Source organism: Bacillus sp. RC240, from assembly GCF_044907945.1.
Classification (GTDB): Bacteria; Bacillota; Bacilli; order Bacillales; family Bacillaceae_G; genus Bacillus_A; species Bacillus_A mycoides.
Genome location: NZ_JBIYCT010000004.1, coordinates 140,982 through 161,460, shown reverse-complemented (window position 1 = coordinate 161,460; position 20,479 = coordinate 140,982). Strand labels below are relative to the sequence as shown.

Below are 20,479 nucleotides of genomic sequence, written 5' to 3'. Positions count from 1 at the left end.
GTTTTTCTCATATAATCGCTTTTATTCCTTCTAAAATTAATCCAATCATAAAACCACAAACAGCCCCGTTCACACGAATCCACTGCAAATCTTTACCGACATTATTTTCAATCATTTCGATTAATGTTTTATCATCTAACTTATCAAGGTTTTCTTGCACAAGCTTTCCAATTTTCGAATGATTCTTTTCAACAATAGTAACAACTTGTTTTTGTAACCAATCTTCTATTTTTTGAACAGTCAGTTCGTCTTCTTTTATTTTATTCATTTGTGTTTGTAAGAATGGAACAACATATTTATCAGCAAATTCTTCATTCTTCACAAAGGTAACTGCCCTACTCTGTACTTGCTCTAGCATTTCTTTTATTTTGTCTGTAGCATCCCAATTTGCAATCCATTTTTCTTTCCAATTCTCTAATTCCTGTAATAAAGATTCATTTTCTTTTACATTTATAATCTCTTGACGAATTTTCGCTAATATAAGTTGTCTTGTGCTATTATCTGCATCTTGTAAGCTGTTAATATTGCTAATGATAAACTTCTGCAAAATGCCGCCGATTTTATCCTCATCAACAATATTCATAAACGATTTCAAAGTAAACTGTAGGAATCCATCTACTTTTATGTTTTCCATCGCCTTCATGCCTAAGCTTCCGAGCTGATAACGTGCTTCATCTTGAGCTGTCCAATCTTTCACTTTTACTAATATGTAATCAAGTGTTTTTTCATCATATTCTTGCACTACTAATTGATCCACGAGAACTTGTAATATGTTACTTGTGTTAATTGTATGCAAATACGTTTTTAATTCTTTTTCAATAATAACTGCTAATTTTTCCGTATCTATTTGAAGAATCGCTTTCTCAGCAATTGTTACAATTCCTTTTTTCACAGCGTCAGACTGTAACTCTTTCTCAGCAATTTGCAGTACCATTTGTGCTAGCTGCATTTCTTTTACTTTACTTGTAATACTTTCTTTCGTCAGCCATTCATTTTCTAACGTAGAAACGAGACCCTTTGTTACCCGTTTCCGATTTTTAGGTAATAATGCTGTATGTGGAATTGGAATTCCCAACGGATGACGGAATAAAGCTGTAACCGCAAACCAATCCGCAAGTCCACCAACTAACCCAGCTTCAAATCCCCCTTGAATAATCTCCCCAGCTACCGTTCCTTGAAAAGGGATGGAAGCCGCAAAACCTACGCCCATAACCCCAAGCGAAATACCCGCTATATATTTAGTCTGTAATGACATCGTATACACATCCTCTTATTATGTAAAATAAAGCTTTTTGTTATTTTTATTCGATATTAGCAATCCTTTATATCTATACTATAAAGAACTAGTGCGAAAATAACAAAGAATTTTATGTACATGAAAAAAATGAGGCTGTAAATAGCCTCATTTTTATTTTAACTTTAATTCCAAACCTTTCTTATAATACCCATTCATCACGTCTTCCGGAACCATACTCCCACCAGTTCCCCACACAATATGAGTACCTTTCTTCACCTTCTCTGTTAACTGTTGTTTTTGTAAATACTCATTTTCAGCTTTACATACATTCAACGGCCCTATCATACCCGCTAATGCAGAAGGCTCTAAATAAATATTTTCAGTATCAGCCAGTTCTTTTAATAATCTATATAACTCCTCATCACTTACTGTGTAATTTCCACTCAAAAATGGTTCCATCGTTTTACCGACAAATCCAGATGGTCTTCCTACTGCAAGCCCATCCGCATCAGTTACATTGTCAATCCCGATATCTTGAACGGCAATTTTATCGTGAAGCCCTGTCATTAAACCGAGTAACATACACGGAGAGTGCGTAGGCTCCGCAAAGAAACAGTGCACATTGTCTTTGTACAATAACTTTAAACCAAATGCTACTCCGCCAGGCCCGCCACCTACCCCGCACGGAAGATAAACGAATAAAGGGTGCTCTTCATCTACTACAATTTCTAACTCTTCTAATTGTTTTTGTAAACGTGACGCTGCTACTGCGTATCCTAAAAATAAATCATGTGAGTTTTCATCATCAACAAAATAACAGCTAGGATCTGCATCTGCTTGCAGTCTTCCTTCTTCTACTGCTTTACTATAATCAGCTTCATATTCAATAACGTTTACACCTTTACTTCTTAATAAATCTTTTTTCCATTGTTTTGCGTCTGCTGACATATGGACTGTCACATTGAAACCTAATTTCGCACTCATAATACCGATGCTAAGCCCTAAATTTCCAGTAGAACCTACTGCAATTGAATGCTTCGCAAAAAAACCTCTAAATCTATCACTATCTAAAATTGAATAATCATCTTTCTCTGTTAACATTCCATGCTGAAGTGCCAGTCGCTCTGCATGTTTCAGCACTTCGTATATTCCGCCTCTAGCTTTTATTGATCCTGATATCGGAAGCCCGCTATCACATTTTAATAGTAATTCCCCTAAAATAGGTTGCCCATAACTTTTCTCTAAAGATTGTTTCATAGAAGGTATTTTCACTAAAGGTGATTCTATAATACCGCCTGTTTCCTTCGTTTCAGGAAATACTTTCGCAACATATGGTGCAAAACGCTTTAATCTCTCTTCCGCGTCTTTTACATGTTCTTCATTAAGTGGCGAATTTTTTATTGCTGTTTCATACTTTTCCATATTCGGGTTTATCCAAAATACTTCTTCTGTTGCGATTAAGTTATTTACTAGTGGATATTGCTCTTTTAATGCCTCTATCTCCTTCATTCCTCTTCCTCCTCATATCCTTGTAGCTAGCCATATAATAAATTATAATTAAATTAATTTTAATATAGTTTAACATAAATAATTCATTTTAGTTAATTTTAATTTAATTTATTTAAATATAATTTAATAATTATTAAGGAGCATTTATTATGGAAAATATAGATATTGGTAAAAAGATTGAAAAACAAAGAAAAGAAAAAGGATTAACTAGTAAAGAATTAGCAAAGATGGCCGAAATCACACCATCAATGCTTAGTCAAATTGAACGTGGTTCTGCTAACCCTTCTATTCAAACATTAAAGGTACTTGCAAAAGCTCTTGATGTTCCAACATTTAGTTTTTTACTTGAAGAAAATAATACAGACGATTTAATTGTACGTTCTCATAAAAGAAAAAAAATGATTATCGATAATTTATCATATGAATTGTTATCACCTGATTTCACAGGAAATTTAGCAACAGTAATTATGACTATCCCACCAAATACTGCTTCATCAGAAAATGTTCTAGAACATAAAGGTGAAGAATTAGCATTTGTATTAGACGGAAAAATCACATTGCACTTAAATGAAGAAGAATACACATTAGAAACTGGTGATAGCGTAAAAATACCAGCTTATTTAAAACATAAATGGGTAAATCAATTCGAGAAAAATGCGATTGTTTTATTTTCTGTTACTCCGCCGATTTTTTAATTCATATGATGATACAAAAATAGCCATGCTCTCCGTGCATGGCTACTTTTATTTTTTTGGTACTAGCAAAATCCCTAAACTAATAACAAAAAAACTGAGTATTTGCTGTATTGAAAGACCAAATAGAACTGAATTTTGTTCACTAATAAGTGAAATAATGATATGAGCAATTCCCTCGCAAATTAGAAAAAAGCTTATATTCTTTCCATTTCCTAATCTTTCATTTTTAATCCATAACAAGCCAATTATACCGAGTGCGAGTATAATCTCATACATGAAAATAGGATGATACAAAAATTTTGATTCATATATTTTCATCCCCCACGGCAGTGTCGTTTGTGCACCTACTTCTTGATGGAATATAAAATAAAAGATTATACTCACGCAAAATCCAAAAGGTAATGTATCAAGTAAAATCCGAAGAGAAAATTGCTCTTTTTTACTTTTCCAAACAATATATATACTCGCAATTACACACCCTACTATAATATGCTGAATACTTCCTACAGCTAATAATGCTGGCATTGGCGCCCCAATGGCCCATACCGGATTTAAAATTGCCGGTGCGAATTTCCATACTAATACAATGATAAGAAAGCCATTCGTTACTGCATCCATCATTTTTTCATATTGAATATTTTGCTTTTTCATCCTTAGTTTCATTAGAGTAAATCCAAATAAACTTCCTATTATAAGAGAAACGGGTTGTAACCTCACCATCCACTCCATCACTATGAAATCCCCTCTTAATTCTCAATTATTTTCTTAAACTTCTCTTCTAATTGATCTGGAGGTAATACACCTCGTGCATGATCTACAATAATTCCATCTTTATTAACAAAAAATGTCGTTGGTAAAGAAAATACTTTATAATCTATTCCAGCTACTCCGTCCATATCTAATAGAACAGGAAATTTAAATCCGTGACGATCTGCAAATGCGCTCGCTTCTTGTACTGGATCCCCGATTGTTGCATTTACCGCAAAGATTTCAACATCCTCCTTATATTTATCATACAAACGAACTAGATCAGGAGCCTCCATTTCACATGGACCACACCATGATGCCCAAAAATTAATAACATATGGTTTTCCCTTTGCATCATTTAACGAATAAAGCTTCCCATCTAATCCTTTTAATGTTATGTTCGGCGCTTTAAATCCCACTTGTGGTAATACTTCCTTCTCTTGTAACTCCGCTTGTTTCGCTTTTCTTTCTTTTTCTTCTTTCTTAGTATTATAAAAGTTAACTCCGGCCCAAATTAGTGCCCCAGCTAGTATAATAGCAATTAGTTTCTTCACTTTTCTTCCTCCTCATTTCTAAAATCCCGTAAATCCGCCGAATAGACGAATAAAGAACGCTGTAATTTTCGTCATTTGATTTGTATATAATAAAACCCCTGTTAAAATCATCATTCCACCGCCGATTTTCATCATGACATTGGCATAAGTAACAATCCATCTTACCTTTCCAATAAAAAATGCCATCACGAAAAACGGAACTGCAAAGCCAAGAGTATATGCCGTAATATAAAGAAGCGCACTTTCAGGATTGGTCGCCCCGAGCATAAGCACTGCAGAAAATATCGGACCAACACACGGTGTCCATCCTGCTGCATATGTCATGCCGACCAAAATTGAGCGAATATATCCTGTCGATTTACTTCTATACTGCACTTTTTTCTCTGCCATAAGCCACTTAGGCTGAAACAATCCAGTCATAAATAACCCCATCAAAACAATAAAAACCCCACCAATTTGCTGAATCAATCTTTGATTAGATGAAAAAGTAATCCCAATCCAACTCACCGATAAACCTAACGCATAAAATATAACCGAGAAACCGATCATAAAAAATACTGTATGTATAATCGCTGACTTTTGCATAATCCCACGATTTTCTTTTAAATCTTGAATAGACACACCTGTAATATATGATAAATAAGATGGATATAGCGGTAAAGAACATGGTGATATAAATGAAAGTATCCCAGCCCCTACTACTAGCCAAATTGTTAAATCCGCCGCATTCATTTTATCCCTCCTAAACACACTACAATGCGTAGTGTTAATTATTAAAAAAAGAGGCTATATGCACTCTCCGACAATAAGTACAATCGACATACAAAATAGCCCTAACGTTACATATACTGAATTTGTATGTAATGGCATATTCAGCTTAACAACTTTCTCATTCAACACTTGCTCAATTCGTAAATTAATTGCGGTTTTCGCAAACGACGCTGTAATACATTGATTTTCCATCGTCTTTATTTTAATTAACTTTAATAATGCACTACCTAGCTCAAATGAAGATTTCATTTTTTGCATCGCATATTTATCTGCTGATAGCTCTTGATATACATGATAACGCTGCAACATCCCTTTTAATATAGGAATATACATCATTCCCTCAGCTAACAATGTAAAGAAAAATAACTTTAATGGATCTCGATTTTTTTGATGATATTCCTCATGTAATACAATCGCATCAATTTCTTCCTCAGAAAATGCCTGAAACATTCCTTCTGAAATGACAATTTTCGGTCGAAATAATCCAATTGTAAATGCCGTAATCTGTAACGTTGATAATACGTACACTTGCTTTCCTTTTCTAGTAATAGACACGAGATTTCTTTTCAATCTTTTACTATAAAAAAACTGCTTCCAAATTCTTTTACTCATAATGATTACAGTAAATAACAGTAATCCGGCTATCATTATACGAAGTATTGATAGTTCCCTCATATGTTTTTGTAATTCAAATAAACAAAATTGCGAAAGGAAAAATGCTTTATTTTGAAAAAGAAATGGGTATGTAACGTAGTATACTAACATGCTTAAAAAAAGCACACTAATAGTCACTGCTAACAAAACGATTTTACGCATTTGCCACTTCATTTTATCGGTCCTCTTTTTTTAGCTGACTTAATTTCTCTTCTAATTTTTTTATTAAATATGGATCAGCTTGTTCTAACTCATCTATCATATGGTTCACAACAAGATCTCCAAATTCACCCATTAATTCCTGTGTCATTTTCTTCGTTTGATTAGATAAAAATTCTTCCTTCGTTTGTGTAGTACGATACATACCACTTCTTTTCACAATATGCTTTTCTAAATGTGCTTTCTCTACTAATCTGTTCATAACTGTCATTACAGTATTAAAATTCACCGGGGATTCTTCACTTAATTTCTGTTGCACATCTTTAATGGTAATACCCTCAGTAGCCCAAACAATCTCCATTATTTTCGCTTCAAGCGGTCCGAAAAAGTGATTTAACCCTTGCTCATTTAACTTGTAGTTTTGAGTAAACATCGTATGCCCCCTTTCACACTACAGATTGTAGTATAAAATATATAGAAGGTCAAACATAAATGATATTAACTGATACTTAAATGAATCCTAATCTCCACTAATTAGTTATCTGTACCACGTTCGATTCATTGTAAACCTAACTTCTCTCCAAATGTATCATAGAGATAATATTCTAATATTTGCACACTAAATTTCTCATTACGCCCAAGTGCAAATAATTCCCGATCTTTCGCTACGATAGTATCTAATGGAATCACCACATTATCCACTATTTTTGTAATTTCAATTACATTACTTTCTACGTTTACTTCTGTTTTAAATTCAATATTTTCTAATACTATATGTGAACGTCTTCCTGATGCAAAAAAAGTAAAGTTAGGATTTTTAAAAATTCCAATTTCACTCTCTAACGGATATAAATATTTATAAATTATATCTCTATGTCCATCTTTTATTATTTTTTCATCTTTTTCACCGTCTAAATATTCTTTCACCTTCGCTGCGAACTCAAATCGAAAATCCACTCTTTCACGCTCCCTCTTTTCAGTTTACGCTAATAAATATATCGATATAATTTTACCATATTATAGAATAAGTTCCTATAAAAAGTAAAAAACATTTTTGTAAAACTTCTGGTATTCCCCGTACTTTTTAATATAAATACTCTTTCAATATTCATTAGTACGTCGTTATATTCATTTAAACATATTGTTTCCATACTTTGAAACAATATTATCCAGTATTATATATCAATAAAGTGAAACTTTAATCAGTGGGGGTTTTGTTCATCCCCCACTGATTATTAGCCTTCACCAATCGGGCGTTTACGGGCAGCAGGGCTCCCACCTAACTGCTTTGCTCCAGTTGAATTTTGAGGCGTGAGTTTACTGCCCGCAAATAGCGGGATAAACTGCTTCTAATTCCTTTCTATCTACAGCTAACGATATCTCATGCTATTTCAGTATATTGTTTGCTTTATTTCCCCTTATTCATTAAATCACAGAAGGAATGTAACTCCCCACTATCGAATTTTTACATAACAAATATTATTAGGTGGTGCTTTACTATGAAATTAGCTGTCATTGGTGGCGGTGATTTACAAGATCCAAATCACTTGCATATTAATGAACGACTTATAGAATTAACGAATAAACAATACCCAAAAGTATTATTCATTCCTACAGCTAGTCGTGATGATGAAGGATATATAAAGTTATTTTTAGAAACATTTGAAAAGCAATTACATTGTGAGGTTCAAATTTTACGCATTTCAACCGAAACACCTACTAAATATGAAATAGATGAGATGATTCATTCTGCCGATTTAATTTACCTTGGCGGTGGAAATTACGTTCACATGCTTGAACAATGGAAAGAACATAAACTAGATGAAAAGTTACTATTTGCTTTAAAACGTGGAACACTTATTGCAGGATATAGTGCCGGTGCTATGTGCTGGTTCACATCTAGCATTCGTTCAGATTATGAAGGTTCCGGTTATATAGAAAGTAGTGGCTGGGGTATTGTTAACAAAAGATTTTGCCCCCATTACAATCAATTAAATAGAATGAATGCCTTCCATACGTTTTTACAAACTCACCAAGGTAATATAGAAGGTATTGCATTAGAAGATAATTGCGCTTTATATATTACAGAAGGTTCATTTGAAATTATCGGTGAGCCAGATACAGCTTGGGAGTTTTATATGAATAATGGAGAACTCATTAGACAACATTTTGACATAACTTTAAAAAGTTATTTATAAGCATTCATAAAAAAATGTCCCTAAGTATAATGACTTAGGGACATTTTCATCTTTTAACTCACTAATCGTGTAATTCGTTTCTTCTGCCATGAAAGCTTATAATATGCATACTGTAATATTAAGCTGACGATGAATGCAGCTGGATACCCAATCCATATCCCTTCTATTCCAAGGCTCGTATGGTAAGAAAGATAATACGCCACAGGTACTTCAACAAGCCAAATTGATACAACACTGATTACAGTTGGCCATAGTACAGTACCACTTGCTCGCATTGTCGCACTAATAATTTGTGCATGACCGAAAATTAAGTAGCTCCATAATGTAATCATGATTAGACTATGAGCAATGTCAATTGTATTTTGACTTGTTAAAAATAGTGCTAAAATATCTCTTGAGAACAAGTAAATAAGAGATATTAATACACCACCAATTATATAATTCATAATAATTCCGGCCTTAACAACTTTCTGCAATCGATCAAATTGGTTCGCACCAATTGATTGCGCTGCAAAAATTGATACCGTAATACCGAGGCTAACCGCTGGCATTTGTACATAACTTGCAACTTGGTTCACAACACCATACGCCGCTGTTGCATCTGAACCGTACCGATTTACAAATGCGATTACCGCGATCTCTGATAATGAAACTAATATCATATTAATACTCGCTGGAATACCGAGGCGTAACAATAATTTTAATAACTCCCAGTCCATACGAAGATATTTTCTTACTGTCCCGTCTAATTGTAGTGGATGATTTTTCTTCTTTAAATACACTAGCATGACAATAAACGTAATAACTGTAGATATAACTGAAGCATAGGCTGCTCCGTAAACATCTAATTTCGGAGCTCCTAACCAGCCAAAAATAAGAATTGGTAATAAAATCATATTTAGCGCTGTACTTACGATTAAAAAGTAAAATGGCGTTTTTGAATCTCCTGTACCTCTCATAAATGTTGTGTATGCAAAATATAAAAATAATACTGGCATAGATATAAATAAAATTCTTGCGTAATGCACACTTATTTCAATAATATTTTCTGGCGTTCCCATAAGACGCATAATATCCATCGCAAAAATACTACCTATTATCGCCAACACGACTCCGATAATAAAAGTAAACGTAAGCGTCGTACCAACGATAGCTTTTAAGCGCTCCTCATTTTTAGCACCAAATGCCTGACCAATTAAAATTGAACTACCAGAACCAATTCCAATTACAAATGAAACGAGTAGGAAAAATAACGGGAAAAATGCCGATATAGCTGCTAGATCATTTACGCCAAGCCATCTTCCTACTACTACCATTCCAAATAACTGTCCAACTGACTGTAATACATTACTTAAAAGTAACGGCACTAAAAACATGGACATCGATTTCCATATCGGCTTATGTTCCGTTTCTGACTTCTGTGACTCTACACCTTCTTTATTGTTATTTGTAGGTGGTTTCAAATTTCATTTCTCCTTTTACTAAAAATCTGTTTTTCAACTTCTATCTCTTTGTATAGTTGTTATAACGATGTGCTTCCATTCATTTTCTTTTCCGTATTATTATAACTTCACCCAGTATTGGCTTCCATCAGCTGTTCTATCTAAAAACCCATATTCGATTAAATATCTTCTTAAAGTTACAAAATCCGGGTATACACTTTCTATGACAGTATTTACTTCTTTTTCATTGTACTTTTTATTACTATCAAACTTCGTCACTAAATGGCGTAATATAATTAATTTACGCTTTTGCTTTTTCGGAAATTTAGAAAGCGGTCCATCTAATCCTTCTGTAAAATGTGCTTTTAATACTTCCTCATTTTCTTCTTCCGTAATATTGTAGCGATCATCCACCATCGTTGCTGTTCTATGAATGGGTACAAATTTCGTTTGTACTTTTGATTTTTTTTCTGACAGTTCCATTAACGCTAAAAACACTTTCGCTTGCTTCATTTTTTCTCGAAGTGTAAATCGATGATTACGAATGGTTGATGTACTTCCGCCATCCATCTCTTTTACAATCTCTTTATCATTTAGCCCCATATGGAAAAACTGAACCATTTTCTTTTGCAAATCCGTTAAACCCGTATACTTCTTATCAAGATTTAATAAATAATCAAACATAGACGTATGTTCATTTTGCACATGCAATTGCACAAACTTCTCTGCTTCATACAAAACTTGATTATCTTGATAAATAACCCCCTTAATAAACGCTTCTCCACAAGCTAAACAAATATATTCCTCTGCTTCCGCTTCAAACACATACCCTTTCTTCAATTCCTCAACCGATGCATCCCAAAACTTCTCTGAAATATCACTCACACTAAACACTCCTTCAAAACGTTTATTCAAAAACTAAACAAATCACAATAACGTTTATTACCACTTCACCATCTTAACATAACACAAACAAACATTTCAACGTTCCGTTTACCCATTTTATAAACTTTTATAAAAAAATCTATTAAACAAATTAAAAAAGGACTTAAAGCAACGAAAAGCGAATGTGTTTAATAAATGAATTTAGGATGTGAAACAAAACATGACTATTTTGCACGACCCTTGGTTTACTGTTAAACAAATCGCTCGAAATACATATGCGATTAGTGAATATGAACATTGGGAGAAAGTACATTCCTTCTTACTTGTAGGCGATACCACCGCACTCCTTATCGATACTGGACTAGGTATCGATAAGATGAAACGTATAACGGACCAACTAACAAACTTACCAATTACAGTTGTCACAACACACGTTCATTGGGATCATATCGGTAGTCACTCACAATATGAAGAAATCTATGTACATGCTTTAGAAGAAGATTGGCTCATTAACGGCATAAAAGGACTTCCTATTACTCAAATTAGGCACGACATCGCTCGTGACATTACTAAACCTACACCTAAAACATTTCAACCTGAAACATTCAATCCATTTCAAGGAACACCAACAAAATTACTACAGGATGGAGACATTATTGATATCGGAAATAGGAAAATTCAAATTATACATACTCCAGTTCACTCACCAGGATATATTTGTATATACGATTATGAAACTGCGTTTTTATTCACAGGGGATTTACTTTATGAAGGAACGATTTTTGCGTTTTATCCTTCGACAAATCCTGTAGACTTAGTTCAGTCTCTAAACAAAATTACAAACTTCTCTCCTATTAAACAAATTTACGGTTCACATCATACACTTGGTCTTTCTCCTACTATATTGAAAGAAGTAAAATACGCTATTCAATATTTAAGTGATAACAAACTCGTTCAACATGGAACCAACATTCACTCATTCCAAAACTTCAGTATTCAATTTTAACTACAAAAAAGGTGTTTCCACATATAGAAACACCCTTTTTACCCTTTATATATTTTATAAACAACTTCCACTAAAACTTTACTCGCTTGTACAAATACATGTTTTCGCTTTCCATCCTCAGCGAATCTATTTGAGCAGCCATTCATAATCATCATACAACTAATTATGACTAGCACTACACTTTTATTCTTGTTAGTCACTTTATGCCACTCCACTATTAAAAACTTCATTTAAATTTATCCTATCAAAAAATTTTACACGAATAATAAACCGAAAGAATATGCAATTCTGCATATTCTTTCGGTTTATTACGATGTTGTGATTTAATTTAGTTAAATAACACGTATAACGAGGTGACTAACTTGAAGTTTAAAGCGAAAAAAAATCCATTTCACGTCATTTTTATTACATTATTTATAATTATTTTTTTCATTTCGCTATTCTTCCAAAACGAAAATTCTATTTTTTTCACTCTTATGATGCTGTTAAATATCGTGAATCTCTCTTCATTCTATTTCTCTCACTACAACATAACGGAATCTTCTCTTATTGTAAAACACGGTTTCATATTACGTACTGAAATTCCATTTGAAGATATTCGTCACATTAAATACTCTGGCAAAACACTCCGTTCAGAAAAATGGACTAGGCAGCAATTAGAAATTGATTATAATTTATTTGACTCTGTGACAACTTTCGTACCACAAGAAGAAGAAAAATTCATTTCACTCTTAAAAGAGAACTGCCCACATATGAAAGTAATGAATACGTCTTCTAACAAATAATATCTTTTGGAGCTTGCAGTAGTACAAGTGGCGGAAACATAAAATAAATATCAAAAAAAGCCAAGATTCTAAACTAAGAACCTTGGCTTTTTCTATTACTCTTTCGGAGCAATCATTTTTTTCGGATCTACAATTTCATTAAATTGCTCTTCTGTTAATAGGCCCGATTGCAATGCTGCTTCTTTTAAAGTTAACCCCTCTTTATGAGCATGCTTCGCAATTTTCGCTGCATTTTCATATCCTATATGCGGGTTTAATGCAGTAACAAGCATTAATGAACGATTCACATTCTCTTTAATTACTTCTTCATCCGCTTCAATGCCAACTGCACAATTATCATTAAATGAAACAATTGCATCTGCTAATAAGTGAGCGGATTGTAAGAAGTTATATGCAATAACTGGTTTAAATACGTTTAGCTCAAAATTACCTTGGCTCGCAGCAAATCCGATTGTTGCGTCATTTCCCATCACTTGCGCTACAACCATCGTTAACGCTTCACTTTGCGTTGGATTTACTTTACCTGGCATAATAGAGCTTCCTGGCTCATTTGCCGGAATAATAATTTCTCCTAGACCACTACGTGGACCACTTGCCAGCCAGCGTACATCGTTAGCGATCTTCATTAAATCAGCTGCTAATGCCTTTAATGCACCATGCGTATATACAACTTCATCATGGCTCGTTAATGCGTGGAACTTATTTGGTGCAGAAATAAATTGCTTACCTGTAAATTGGCTAATTTCCTCTGACACCATCTCACCAAATTTAGGATGAGCATTAATACCTGTTCCAACTGCAGTACCACCAATTGCAAGCTCTTTCATATATGTATTGCTCTCTGCAATCATACGCTCTGTTTTTTCAAGCATACGGTGCCATCCGCTAATTTCTTGTCCTAACGTTAACGGTGTTGCATCTTGTAAGTGTGTACGACCAATTTTTATAATATGTTCAAATGCAGTTACTTTTTCTGCTAAAGTTTCTTTTAATTTCGTAATTGCCGGTAATACGTGATTTTCTACTGCAATTACACATGCTACATGAAGCGCTGTTGGAAATGTATCATTTGAACTTTGAGACATGTTCACGTCATCATTCGGATGAATATGTACGTCAGATCCCTTATCTTTCAAAATTTGATTCCCTCGATTTGCAATTACTTCATTCACATTCATGTTTGACTGTGTACCGCTACCCGTTTGCCATACAACAAGCGGAAAATGTTCATTCCATTTCCCTACAATTACTTCGTCAGCTGCTGCCACAATTGTTTCTGCTTTTTCTTCTGATAACTTTCCTAATTTTTGATTGCTAAGCGCTGCACTCTTCTTTAAAATGGCAAATGCTTTTACAATTTCAAGCGGCATTTGCTCTGTTCCAATCGGGAAGTTTTCTTTACTACGTTGTGTTTGTGCTGCCCATAATTTATCAGCTGGAACTTTTATTTCTCCTAATGTATCTCTTTCAATTCTGTACTCCATTTTTTCATCCCCTTGAAAATATAATACCTACATCTCTTATATTAACAGACTTTTAATCAAATGATAAGAATTCTCACTCATATATAAAAATATTCAATATTTTTTTCATAAATTCCTCTTGACCTAAACTTAGGTTTAGGCTGTATCCTTTCCATTGTAACCTACTATAACGACACTGGAGGAATTCAAAATGAAAAAATATGCTTTCATAACAGGTGCGAATAAAGGGATCGGATATGAATTGGTTCGTCAATTAGCAGAAAAAGACTATCACGTATTTTTAGGTGCTCGTAATAAACAACTTGGACAACAAGCCGTAGAATCTTTAAATGTTTCAAACGTTTCCTATATTCAAGTAGACATTTCTAGTGCTCAATCCATTCAAGAAGCAATCAAAAAAATCCATGAAACGACTGACCACTTAGATTTATTAATCAATAATGCAGGCATAGCACTCGACTTCCATACGCTACCTAGTGAATTAAATATTGAAACTTTACGCCAAGGATTTGAAGTTAACTTTTTTGGAACATTCCAAATGGTGCAAGCCTTTTTACCATTATTAAAGAAATCAAGCAACAGTAAAATTATAAATGTAACAACTGACATGGCCTCACTAACAATGTTTGCTAGCGGTGAAACACACCCAATTAATACATTAGGATACAATTCTTCAAAAACAGCTATTAATGCTTTAACATTAGCATTTAGCAAAGAATTTGGTACTAACGGTCCAGCAATTTTCGGAGTAACCCCTGGTTTTACAACTACTGACCTAAATGGAAATTCCCCAGGTGGCCATACGACCAATGAAAGTGCTAAAATTATTATTAAATATGCATTAAGTGAAACAAACTATAATGGTAAAATACTAAATAAAGACGGCATTATACCTTGGTAATAAAGGGATGAATGATATGTATTATACAATTGGGCAAGTCGCCAAAATGCACCACTTAACTATTTCTCAAATACGTTATTACGATAAACAAGGACTGTTCCCTTTTCTTAAAAGAAATGAAAAAGGAGATCGCGTTTTTGATGAAGAAGCACTGAAATATTTAGAGATGATTTTATGTTTAAAAAACACCAGTATGCCAATTCAAAAAATAAAAAAATTTATCGACTGGTCTATGGTGGGGGAATCTACCATCCTTCAACGGTTGGAATTAATGAAACAACAGGAGACCAATGTCTTACAGCTCATTCAAGACACTGAAAAAAACTTAAAAAAGATACAACAAAAAATTGCTAAATATGAGGACGAAATAACTTCTTCAACTCCTATTATAAAATAAAAAATCACCTTCTACATATTGTAGAAGGTGATTTTTTATTTTATGATGCTTGCTTTCCTTTATCCGCATCATCTACATACCAAATGAACTTGCCTGTATATCCATAAATAACTGCTAAAATGAGTGATACGAAGCTTAGCCACATAAATGGAACGTATGATAATGTTGATACACCTAAAATACCAGCCATAAAAATACCATTATCAGACCATGGAACCATACCAGAAGTCAAAGTTCCACCTACTTCTGAGTTACGTGCTAATACGCGGCGATCTATTTTTAATTTATCATAGCTTTCTTCCATAATTTTTGGTGTTAAAATAAGTGATACGTACATCGCACAACCAAATATGTTAGCTAAAAATGCAACGATTAGTGTAGACAATGTTACATTACCTGCAGAATTTAATTTCTTCTCAAATTTCGATACGATTACCTTTAGAACACCTAGCTTTTCAAGTAATCCACCAAAACCTAAGCCGAAAATAATAACGGCTACTGAACCAAGCATACCATTAATTCCACCACGGTTTAATAACTTATCGACAAACTCGACACCAGATTGAATTGAGAATCCGTTATATGCTGTTCCAATTGCCTCTCCAAAGTTCATTCCTTGGAAAAGTGTTGCCCAAATTGCACCAATTAAAGCTCCCATAGCAATTGTTGGCATAGATGGTTTCTTCATCGCCAATAGCACAATAACAATTACCGCTGGAACAAGCATCCATATTTTAATATCAAAGTGCTTTAATAAAGATTCTTTTAAAAACTCAACTCTATTTAAATCTACATTATCCCCGCCATACATCCATCCAGCAACAGTAAACATAATGCTGGTAATAATATAAGCTGGAACGTCTAATACGAGCATAGCTCGAACGTGAGCAATAACATCTACTTTCGCCATAGAAGCTGCAAGAACTGTGCTATCAGAAAGTGGTGATAATTTGTCTCCGAAATAAGCTCCTGAAAGGACTGCACCCGCAACAAGCGGAAGTGGTAATCCAAGCCCTTCACCTATCGCCATCATAGCAATACCTGCAGTTCCAACTGTTCCCCATGATGTTCCTGTCGCGATAGAAGTGATTGAACAAATAATTAAAGTTGCCAATAAGAATATGCTAGGGTGAATGAATTCTAATCCATAATAAATTAATGTAGGTACAACCCCACCAGCAATCCACGTTCCAATTAAAGCCCCAACTGCAACTAAAATAAGAATTGCTTCTAATCCATTAGAAATCCCTTTCGTAATTGCATCTTGCAATTCTTGATAACGAAATCCTAATCTTAATCCAAGCGCAATAACTAAAAACCATGAAATAAATAGCGCTAATTGAATTGGGAGATCAAAAATCGTTTGGAAGGAAAAGACGACAGCAAGAAATAGGCATAAAAGAATAATAATTTCTAGCATCGATGGTAATCTTACACTTTTCATTTTTTTCTCTCCTTACAAGTCGATAACATGATGTATGTAGTCTTACGTGTATGTAGTATACAATCAGCGAAGACAAAACAAAATTTTCATATTATTTCGATTTATTTTTTCAGTATAATATATTCACAACCCTTTCTATTGTAAAAGTAGATTGCGCTTTTCGCAATGAAAAATATAAAAAATGTTGTATTTTTATTTAGATAAAAACACCTAATGAAATAAAACTTTAATCAATGAGGGTTTTATCCATCCCCACTAATTATTAACCCATAATAACCTTTTTAATATTTGCCTCAACAAAACTTTTTACTACCGCTTTCACCTCATATGTAATAATATATTTCCACATAAAAAAAGAGCACACATCATTTAATCGATGCATGCCCCTCTTTTATTTATACATATTTTGTATCTCTTCTTTATTTTTAAGTATTTCCGAAAACTTATCGCTACAACCTTTCGGAAATAAAACTCCGAGTCCATATGAATGCCCAAACTGAAAATGAGGGTATTTCACCTTGACCTCATCCCAAAACTTATACACACCGAAATCACCGTTTTTAACTTCAATATCATGAAATAATACAATACCGTTTTTCGCAACTTTAGGTAACCATGTTTTATAATCATGAGAAACAGCTTCATACGTATGATAGCCATCAATATGCAAAAGATTTATCGTTTCATCTTGAAACTCATCCAGAGCATCATCAAAAGTAGACCGAATTAAATTCCCTATATTCAGGTAGTTATCCCTCACCACTTTTTCTACTATTTGAAAAACCCCTTCTCCATATGGACCTGTATGCCCATCTCCAGCCCAAGTATCTACAGCAAAACATTTTGTGGCTAACCCACCATCTTTTACCCCCTGGCAAAAACTAAAAAAGGAAGCACCTAAATGCGTACCTAACTCAACTAAAGTTGCTGGTTCTTCAAATCTTACTAAATCATATGCGAAATCTAAATGCCCACTCCACGCAGATTGTGACCGAATAATAGGACTAAAATTTTCAAATTCAAACGATGGTTTATGAGTAACCCAGTTCATCACGTATCTCCTTATACACATATTTTTAACAAACCAAATTACTCTTATCTTTATTTTTTTGGCGTCGCGATTATGATTATATTTCATAAAAAGATGAAGAATTACCCCATTCTTATTGGGGTAATTCTTCATCTACATATGGATTTGCTGGCTTCTTAATCTTCTCTACTTTACTTATTTTCACAAGCGGAAATAGCATTCCTTAGAACCAGAAGCATTGAAAAAATTGGATGAACGATATGGAGATCAAATAACTGAACTTGTATTTATCAGCATCGATATGAATCGTTCTATTAACAGAAAAAGAAATGAAACAAGATTGAAATACATTTGTTGATCCTATTCCCGCTTTTACTTTCACTTCATAATAAAAAGGCTTCCGTAGCATGGAGCCTTTTTCACTTTGTAGTACTCTTATTTAACATATTTGCTTTAATAAGAAACACAATTGTACCTAAAACAATTAAGATAGCATATACGATACCAACTACATCACCTATTTTTTCTAAGCCAAACGGTAATAGTATAGTAGCAACTCCGACTATATAGGAAAACACACCTGAAAGCTTCGCTAATTTATTTTTATCTCCAACAAACGTTTCTTCCTGATAGCCTGCCAACAAAAACAATCTCTTTTTCACATGTATTTGATAGCCTAAAAAAATGATAAGTAATCCAACAAATAAACAAACCAAAAATCCTGCTAGCATATAACTCTCCCCTACGATATTTTACTATACACAAAAAAGATGATCGTTCTTACTAAACAATTTTATTTTTAATTAGAAATTTCAGTTTATTAATACTCCATTTCGTGATATATTGCATATTGTATCTAATATATATTTTTTTGAAAGGAGGACTATATATTTTATGGATCCAAATCGATTAAAAGGAATTATAATGGTCATAATCGGTGCTTGTTTATGGGGCTTATCCGGAACAGCTGCGCAACAACTTTTTCAATTCGAAAACGTTTCCACTGAATGGTTAGTTACAATCCGTTTGCTTATATCCGGTGCTATTTTGCTCATTATGTCATCATTCGGAGCGAACAAAAAAGAAATATTTGGAATTTGGAAACAAAAGTCTGATGCAAATAAGATAATTTTGTTCGGTCTTTTAGGCATGCTTGCTGTACAGTACACGTACTTCGCTTCTATTAAAGAAGGAAACGCTGCTGTTGCAACTTTGTTACAATATTTAGCCCCTATATTTATCACTGTATACTTACTTTTCAAATGGAGCGTTCGTCCATCAAAAATTGATTATATTTCAATTACCCTCTCATTAGTAGGGACTTTTCTCCTATTAACAAACGGTTCTGTTCATAACTTAGCTGTATCTACACCTGCTATCATTTGGGGCATTTTATCTGGACTATCTCTTGCATTTTATAGTTTGTATTCAAAAGAATTGTTAGAAAAGTGGTCTTCATCCGTTATCGTTGGATGGGGGATGATCATTGGGGGGATTGGCGTAACGATTTTACACTTTATTTCCACAAACGAATTCATTTTATTATCAACTATGAAATATGTAAAACTAAGTACCCTCCCGCTCATTACATTTGTCGTCATTTTCGGGACACTCATCGCATTTTATTTATACTTAGATAGCATAAGATACCTTACGCCTAAAGAAACAACATTATTTGGCTGTACAGAACCACTCGCAGCTATTATTTCTTCTGTGCTTATTTTGCACGTACCGTTTCAATCTTTTCAGTTATTAGGTGCTTTTTGTGTAATTGTAATGGTGCTCATATTAAGCCAAAAACCGGATAAAGGAAAACCAAAATTAAAGCTTGTTAATACGAAAAAGAAACATATACAATGAAAGGATTGAATTCACTATGCCTGTCCCTCAAAATTATAAAAAAACAGGAAGAGTTTCAGCAAAGTCACTCGTTTTAAATCAACTGCAAGATTGGATTATAGAAGGTGTTTTACGACCTGATGAGAAAATAAATGATGGGGAATTGGCAGAAGCACTAGGAGTAAGCAGAACACCTGTTAGAGAAGCTTTACAAATTTTAGAGCTTTCTGGATTAGTTGAAATGGTACCTGGGCAAAAAACGAAAATCGCGCCTATTAAGTTAGACGACGTATCTATCATTTATGAGACGATAGCTGGTCTTCACTCAATTATAGGAAAGCAAGCACTTCAAAAAGTTACAGACGCTGATATTAAACTACTTTCCGAGATAAATGATGCTTTTCAACAATCTATACATGAAAAAGATTCAAAAAAAGCTTTAGAACTAGATATACGATTTCACAATACAATTACTTCTATTGCTAAAAACCGATATATTGAACCTTTTCTAGAAAATATGCAACTTCACATTTTACGCCTTGAATATTTATTTTTCCAAAACTTCGTGCCTGCAAGTCAATCTATTAAAGAACATCACTCTATAATTCAAGCACTACAAAAACAGGATGAAAAACGAATGGAACAAATGATGTCTCAAAACTGGCTCCGTCCAATGAAAGAAATACAAAAAATAATTTCTATGAAATAATAAAGCTGGTTACACAAAAGTGTAACCAGCTCC

At 33.7% G+C, this 20,479-nt stretch carries 23 protein-coding genes and 1 pseudogene; 9 read left to right on the top strand and 15 right to left on the bottom strand.

What is annotated here, in order from left to right:
* Positions 1-7: 7 nt before the first annotated feature.
* Both ABH955_RS15980 and ABH955_RS15975 read right to left on the bottom strand, forming a co-directional pair.
* Positions 8-1,255, bottom strand: coding sequence for a DUF445 domain-containing protein (locus ABH955_RS15980; RefSeq protein WP_219301952.1), 1,248 nt, complete (start codon positions 1,253-1,255; stop codon positions 8-10).
* A 153-nt stretch (positions 1,256-1,408) separates the two neighbouring features.
* Entirely contained in the window at positions 1,409-2,746 is a 1,338-nt protein-coding gene (locus tag ABH955_RS15975) for a D-serine ammonia-lyase (RefSeq protein WP_404491345.1), read from the bottom strand.
* Positions 2,747-2,895: 149 nt separating this feature from the next.
* Here ABH955_RS15975 and ABH955_RS15970 point away from each other — a divergent pair, with 149 nt between their 5' ends.
* Positions 2,896-3,441, top strand: coding sequence for a helix-turn-helix domain-containing protein (locus ABH955_RS15970; RefSeq protein WP_404491344.1), 546 nt, complete (start codon positions 2,896-2,898; stop codon positions 3,439-3,441).
* A 48-nt stretch (positions 3,442-3,489) separates the two neighbouring features.
* On the opposite strand, the gene ABH955_RS15965 is transcribed toward ABH955_RS15970, so the two are convergent.
* The 6 genes from ABH955_RS15965 to ABH955_RS15940 form a co-directional block, all read right to left on the bottom strand.
* Positions 3,490-4,173: a prolipoprotein diacylglyceryl transferase family protein gene (locus ABH955_RS15965; RefSeq protein ID WP_002012261.1), complete on the bottom strand. Its 684-nt coding sequence runs from the start codon at positions 4,171-4,173 to the stop codon at positions 3,490-3,492.
* Between the two features lie 14 nt (positions 4,174-4,187).
* Positions 4,188-4,742 carry a TlpA family protein disulfide reductase gene (locus tag ABH955_RS15960; protein WP_002031090.1) on the bottom strand — a complete coding sequence of 185 codons (555 nt, stop codon included), beginning with the start codon at positions 4,740-4,742 and terminating at the stop codon, positions 4,188-4,190.
* An 18-nt stretch (positions 4,743-4,760) separates the two neighbouring features.
* Complete coding sequence (ccdA, locus tag ABH955_RS15955) at positions 4,761-5,474, bottom strand: cytochrome c-type biogenesis protein CcdA (RefSeq protein ID WP_002012263.1); 714 nt, start codon at positions 5,472-5,474, stop codon at positions 4,761-4,763.
* 54 nt (positions 5,475-5,528) lie between these two features.
* Entirely contained in the window at positions 5,529-6,341 is an 813-nt protein-coding gene (locus tag ABH955_RS15950; RefSeq protein ID WP_002012264.1) for a M56 family metallopeptidase, read from the bottom strand.
* 1 nt (position 6,342) lies between these two features.
* Positions 6,343-6,759, bottom strand: coding sequence for a BlaI/MecI/CopY family transcriptional regulator (locus tag ABH955_RS15945; protein ID WP_201038484.1), 417 nt, complete (start codon positions 6,757-6,759; stop codon positions 6,343-6,345).
* A 125-nt stretch (positions 6,760-6,884) separates the two neighbouring features.
* Positions 6,885-7,283, bottom strand: a complete 399-nt coding sequence (locus tag ABH955_RS15940; protein ID WP_404491342.1) for a DUF3942 family protein — start codon at positions 7,281-7,283, stop codon at positions 6,885-6,887.
* Positions 7,284-7,825: 542 nt separating this feature from the next.
* Here ABH955_RS15940 and ABH955_RS15935 point away from each other — a divergent pair.
* Entirely contained in the window at positions 7,826-8,524 is a 699-nt protein-coding gene (locus ABH955_RS15935) for a peptidase E (RefSeq protein ID WP_002064712.1), read from the top strand.
* 53 nt (positions 8,525-8,577) lie between these two features.
* On the opposite strand, the gene ABH955_RS15930 is transcribed toward ABH955_RS15935, so the two are convergent.
* Both ABH955_RS15930 and ABH955_RS15925 read right to left on the bottom strand, forming a co-directional pair.
* Complete coding sequence (locus tag ABH955_RS15930; protein WP_404444582.1) at positions 8,578-9,987, bottom strand: MATE family efflux transporter; 1,410 nt, start codon at positions 9,985-9,987, stop codon at positions 8,578-8,580.
* Between the two features lie 99 nt (positions 9,988-10,086).
* A complete protein-coding gene (locus ABH955_RS15925) occupies positions 10,087-10,851 on the bottom strand; it encodes a DUF2087 domain-containing protein (protein WP_002141210.1) in 765 nt (254 codons plus the stop codon).
* A 220-nt stretch (positions 10,852-11,071) separates the two neighbouring features.
* Here ABH955_RS15925 and ABH955_RS15920 point away from each other — a divergent pair, with 220 nt between their 5' ends.
* Positions 11,072-11,857, top strand: coding sequence for an MBL fold metallo-hydrolase (locus ABH955_RS15920; RefSeq protein WP_404491341.1), 786 nt, complete (start codon positions 11,072-11,074; stop codon positions 11,855-11,857).
* A 38-nt stretch (positions 11,858-11,895) separates the two neighbouring features.
* Here the strand turns inward: ABH955_RS15920 and ABH955_RS15915 are convergent, their stop codons facing one another.
* On the bottom strand, positions 11,896-12,087 hold the full coding sequence (locus tag ABH955_RS15915) for a hypothetical protein (protein ID WP_404456177.1): 192 nt from the start codon (positions 12,085-12,087) through the stop codon (positions 11,896-11,898).
* A gap of 132 nt (positions 12,088-12,219) precedes the next feature.
* Between ABH955_RS15915 and ABH955_RS15910 the strand changes: the two genes are divergently transcribed.
* Positions 12,220-12,642: a PH domain-containing protein gene (locus ABH955_RS15910; RefSeq protein ID WP_044441536.1), complete on the top strand. Its 423-nt coding sequence runs from the start codon at positions 12,220-12,222 to the stop codon at positions 12,640-12,642.
* A gap of 95 nt (positions 12,643-12,737) precedes the next feature.
* On the opposite strand, the gene fumC is transcribed toward ABH955_RS15910, so the two are convergent.
* Entirely contained in the window at positions 12,738-14,126 is a 1,389-nt protein-coding gene (gene fumC / locus ABH955_RS15905; protein WP_404456174.1) for a class II fumarate hydratase, read from the bottom strand.
* Between the two features lie 190 nt (positions 14,127-14,316).
* Here fumC and ABH955_RS15900 point away from each other — a divergent pair, with 190 nt between their 5' ends.
* A complete protein-coding gene (locus ABH955_RS15900) occupies positions 14,317-15,027 on the top strand; it encodes an SDR family NAD(P)-dependent oxidoreductase (RefSeq protein ID WP_088039152.1) in 711 nt (236 codons plus the stop codon).
* 7 nt (positions 15,028-15,034) lie between these two features.
* Positions 15,035-15,424, top strand: a complete 390-nt coding sequence (locus ABH955_RS15895) for a MerR family transcriptional regulator (RefSeq protein ID WP_080019756.1) — start codon at positions 15,035-15,037, stop codon at positions 15,422-15,424.
* Between the two features lie 40 nt (positions 15,425-15,464).
* Here ABH955_RS15895 and nhaC read toward each other — a convergent pair whose 3' ends face one another.
* Both nhaC and ABH955_RS15885 read right to left on the bottom strand, forming a co-directional pair.
* The gene (gene nhaC / locus ABH955_RS15890) at positions 15,465-16,868 is read right to left on the bottom strand and encodes a Na+/H+ antiporter NhaC (RefSeq protein WP_002135474.1); all 1,404 of its coding nucleotides are present in this window, start codon (positions 16,866-16,868) and stop codon (positions 15,465-15,467) included.
* A 391-nt stretch (positions 16,869-17,259) separates the two neighbouring features.
* Positions 17,260-17,919: a class I SAM-dependent methyltransferase gene (locus ABH955_RS15885; RefSeq protein ID WP_002030981.1), complete on the bottom strand. Its 660-nt coding sequence runs from the start codon at positions 17,917-17,919 to the stop codon at positions 17,260-17,262.
* 205 nt (positions 17,920-18,124) lie between these two features.
* On the opposite strand from ABH955_RS15885, the pseudogene ABH955_RS15880 reads away from it, so the two are divergent.
* A pseudogene (locus ABH955_RS15880) lies at positions 18,125-18,242 on the top strand (cobalamin biosynthesis protein); the annotation flags it as partial.
* A gap of 75 nt (positions 18,243-18,317) precedes the next feature.
* On the opposite strand, the gene ABH955_RS15875 reads toward ABH955_RS15880, so the two are convergent.
* Positions 18,318-18,629 carry a DUF3784 domain-containing protein gene (locus ABH955_RS15875; protein WP_002064702.1) on the bottom strand — a complete coding sequence of 104 codons (312 nt, stop codon included), beginning with the start codon at positions 18,627-18,629 and terminating at the stop codon, positions 18,318-18,320.
* 163 nt (positions 18,630-18,792) lie between these two features.
* Here ABH955_RS15875 and ABH955_RS15870 point away from each other — a divergent pair, with 163 nt between their 5' ends.
* Both ABH955_RS15870 and ABH955_RS15865 read left to right on the top strand, forming a co-directional pair.
* Positions 18,793-19,758, top strand: a complete 966-nt coding sequence (locus ABH955_RS15870; protein WP_002168697.1) for a DMT family transporter — start codon at positions 18,793-18,795, stop codon at positions 19,756-19,758.
* A 16-nt stretch (positions 19,759-19,774) separates the two neighbouring features.
* Positions 19,775-20,446, top strand: a complete 672-nt coding sequence (locus tag ABH955_RS15865; RefSeq protein ID WP_193663025.1) for a GntR family transcriptional regulator — start codon at positions 19,775-19,777, stop codon at positions 20,444-20,446.
* Positions 20,447-20,479 lie beyond the last annotated feature (33 nt).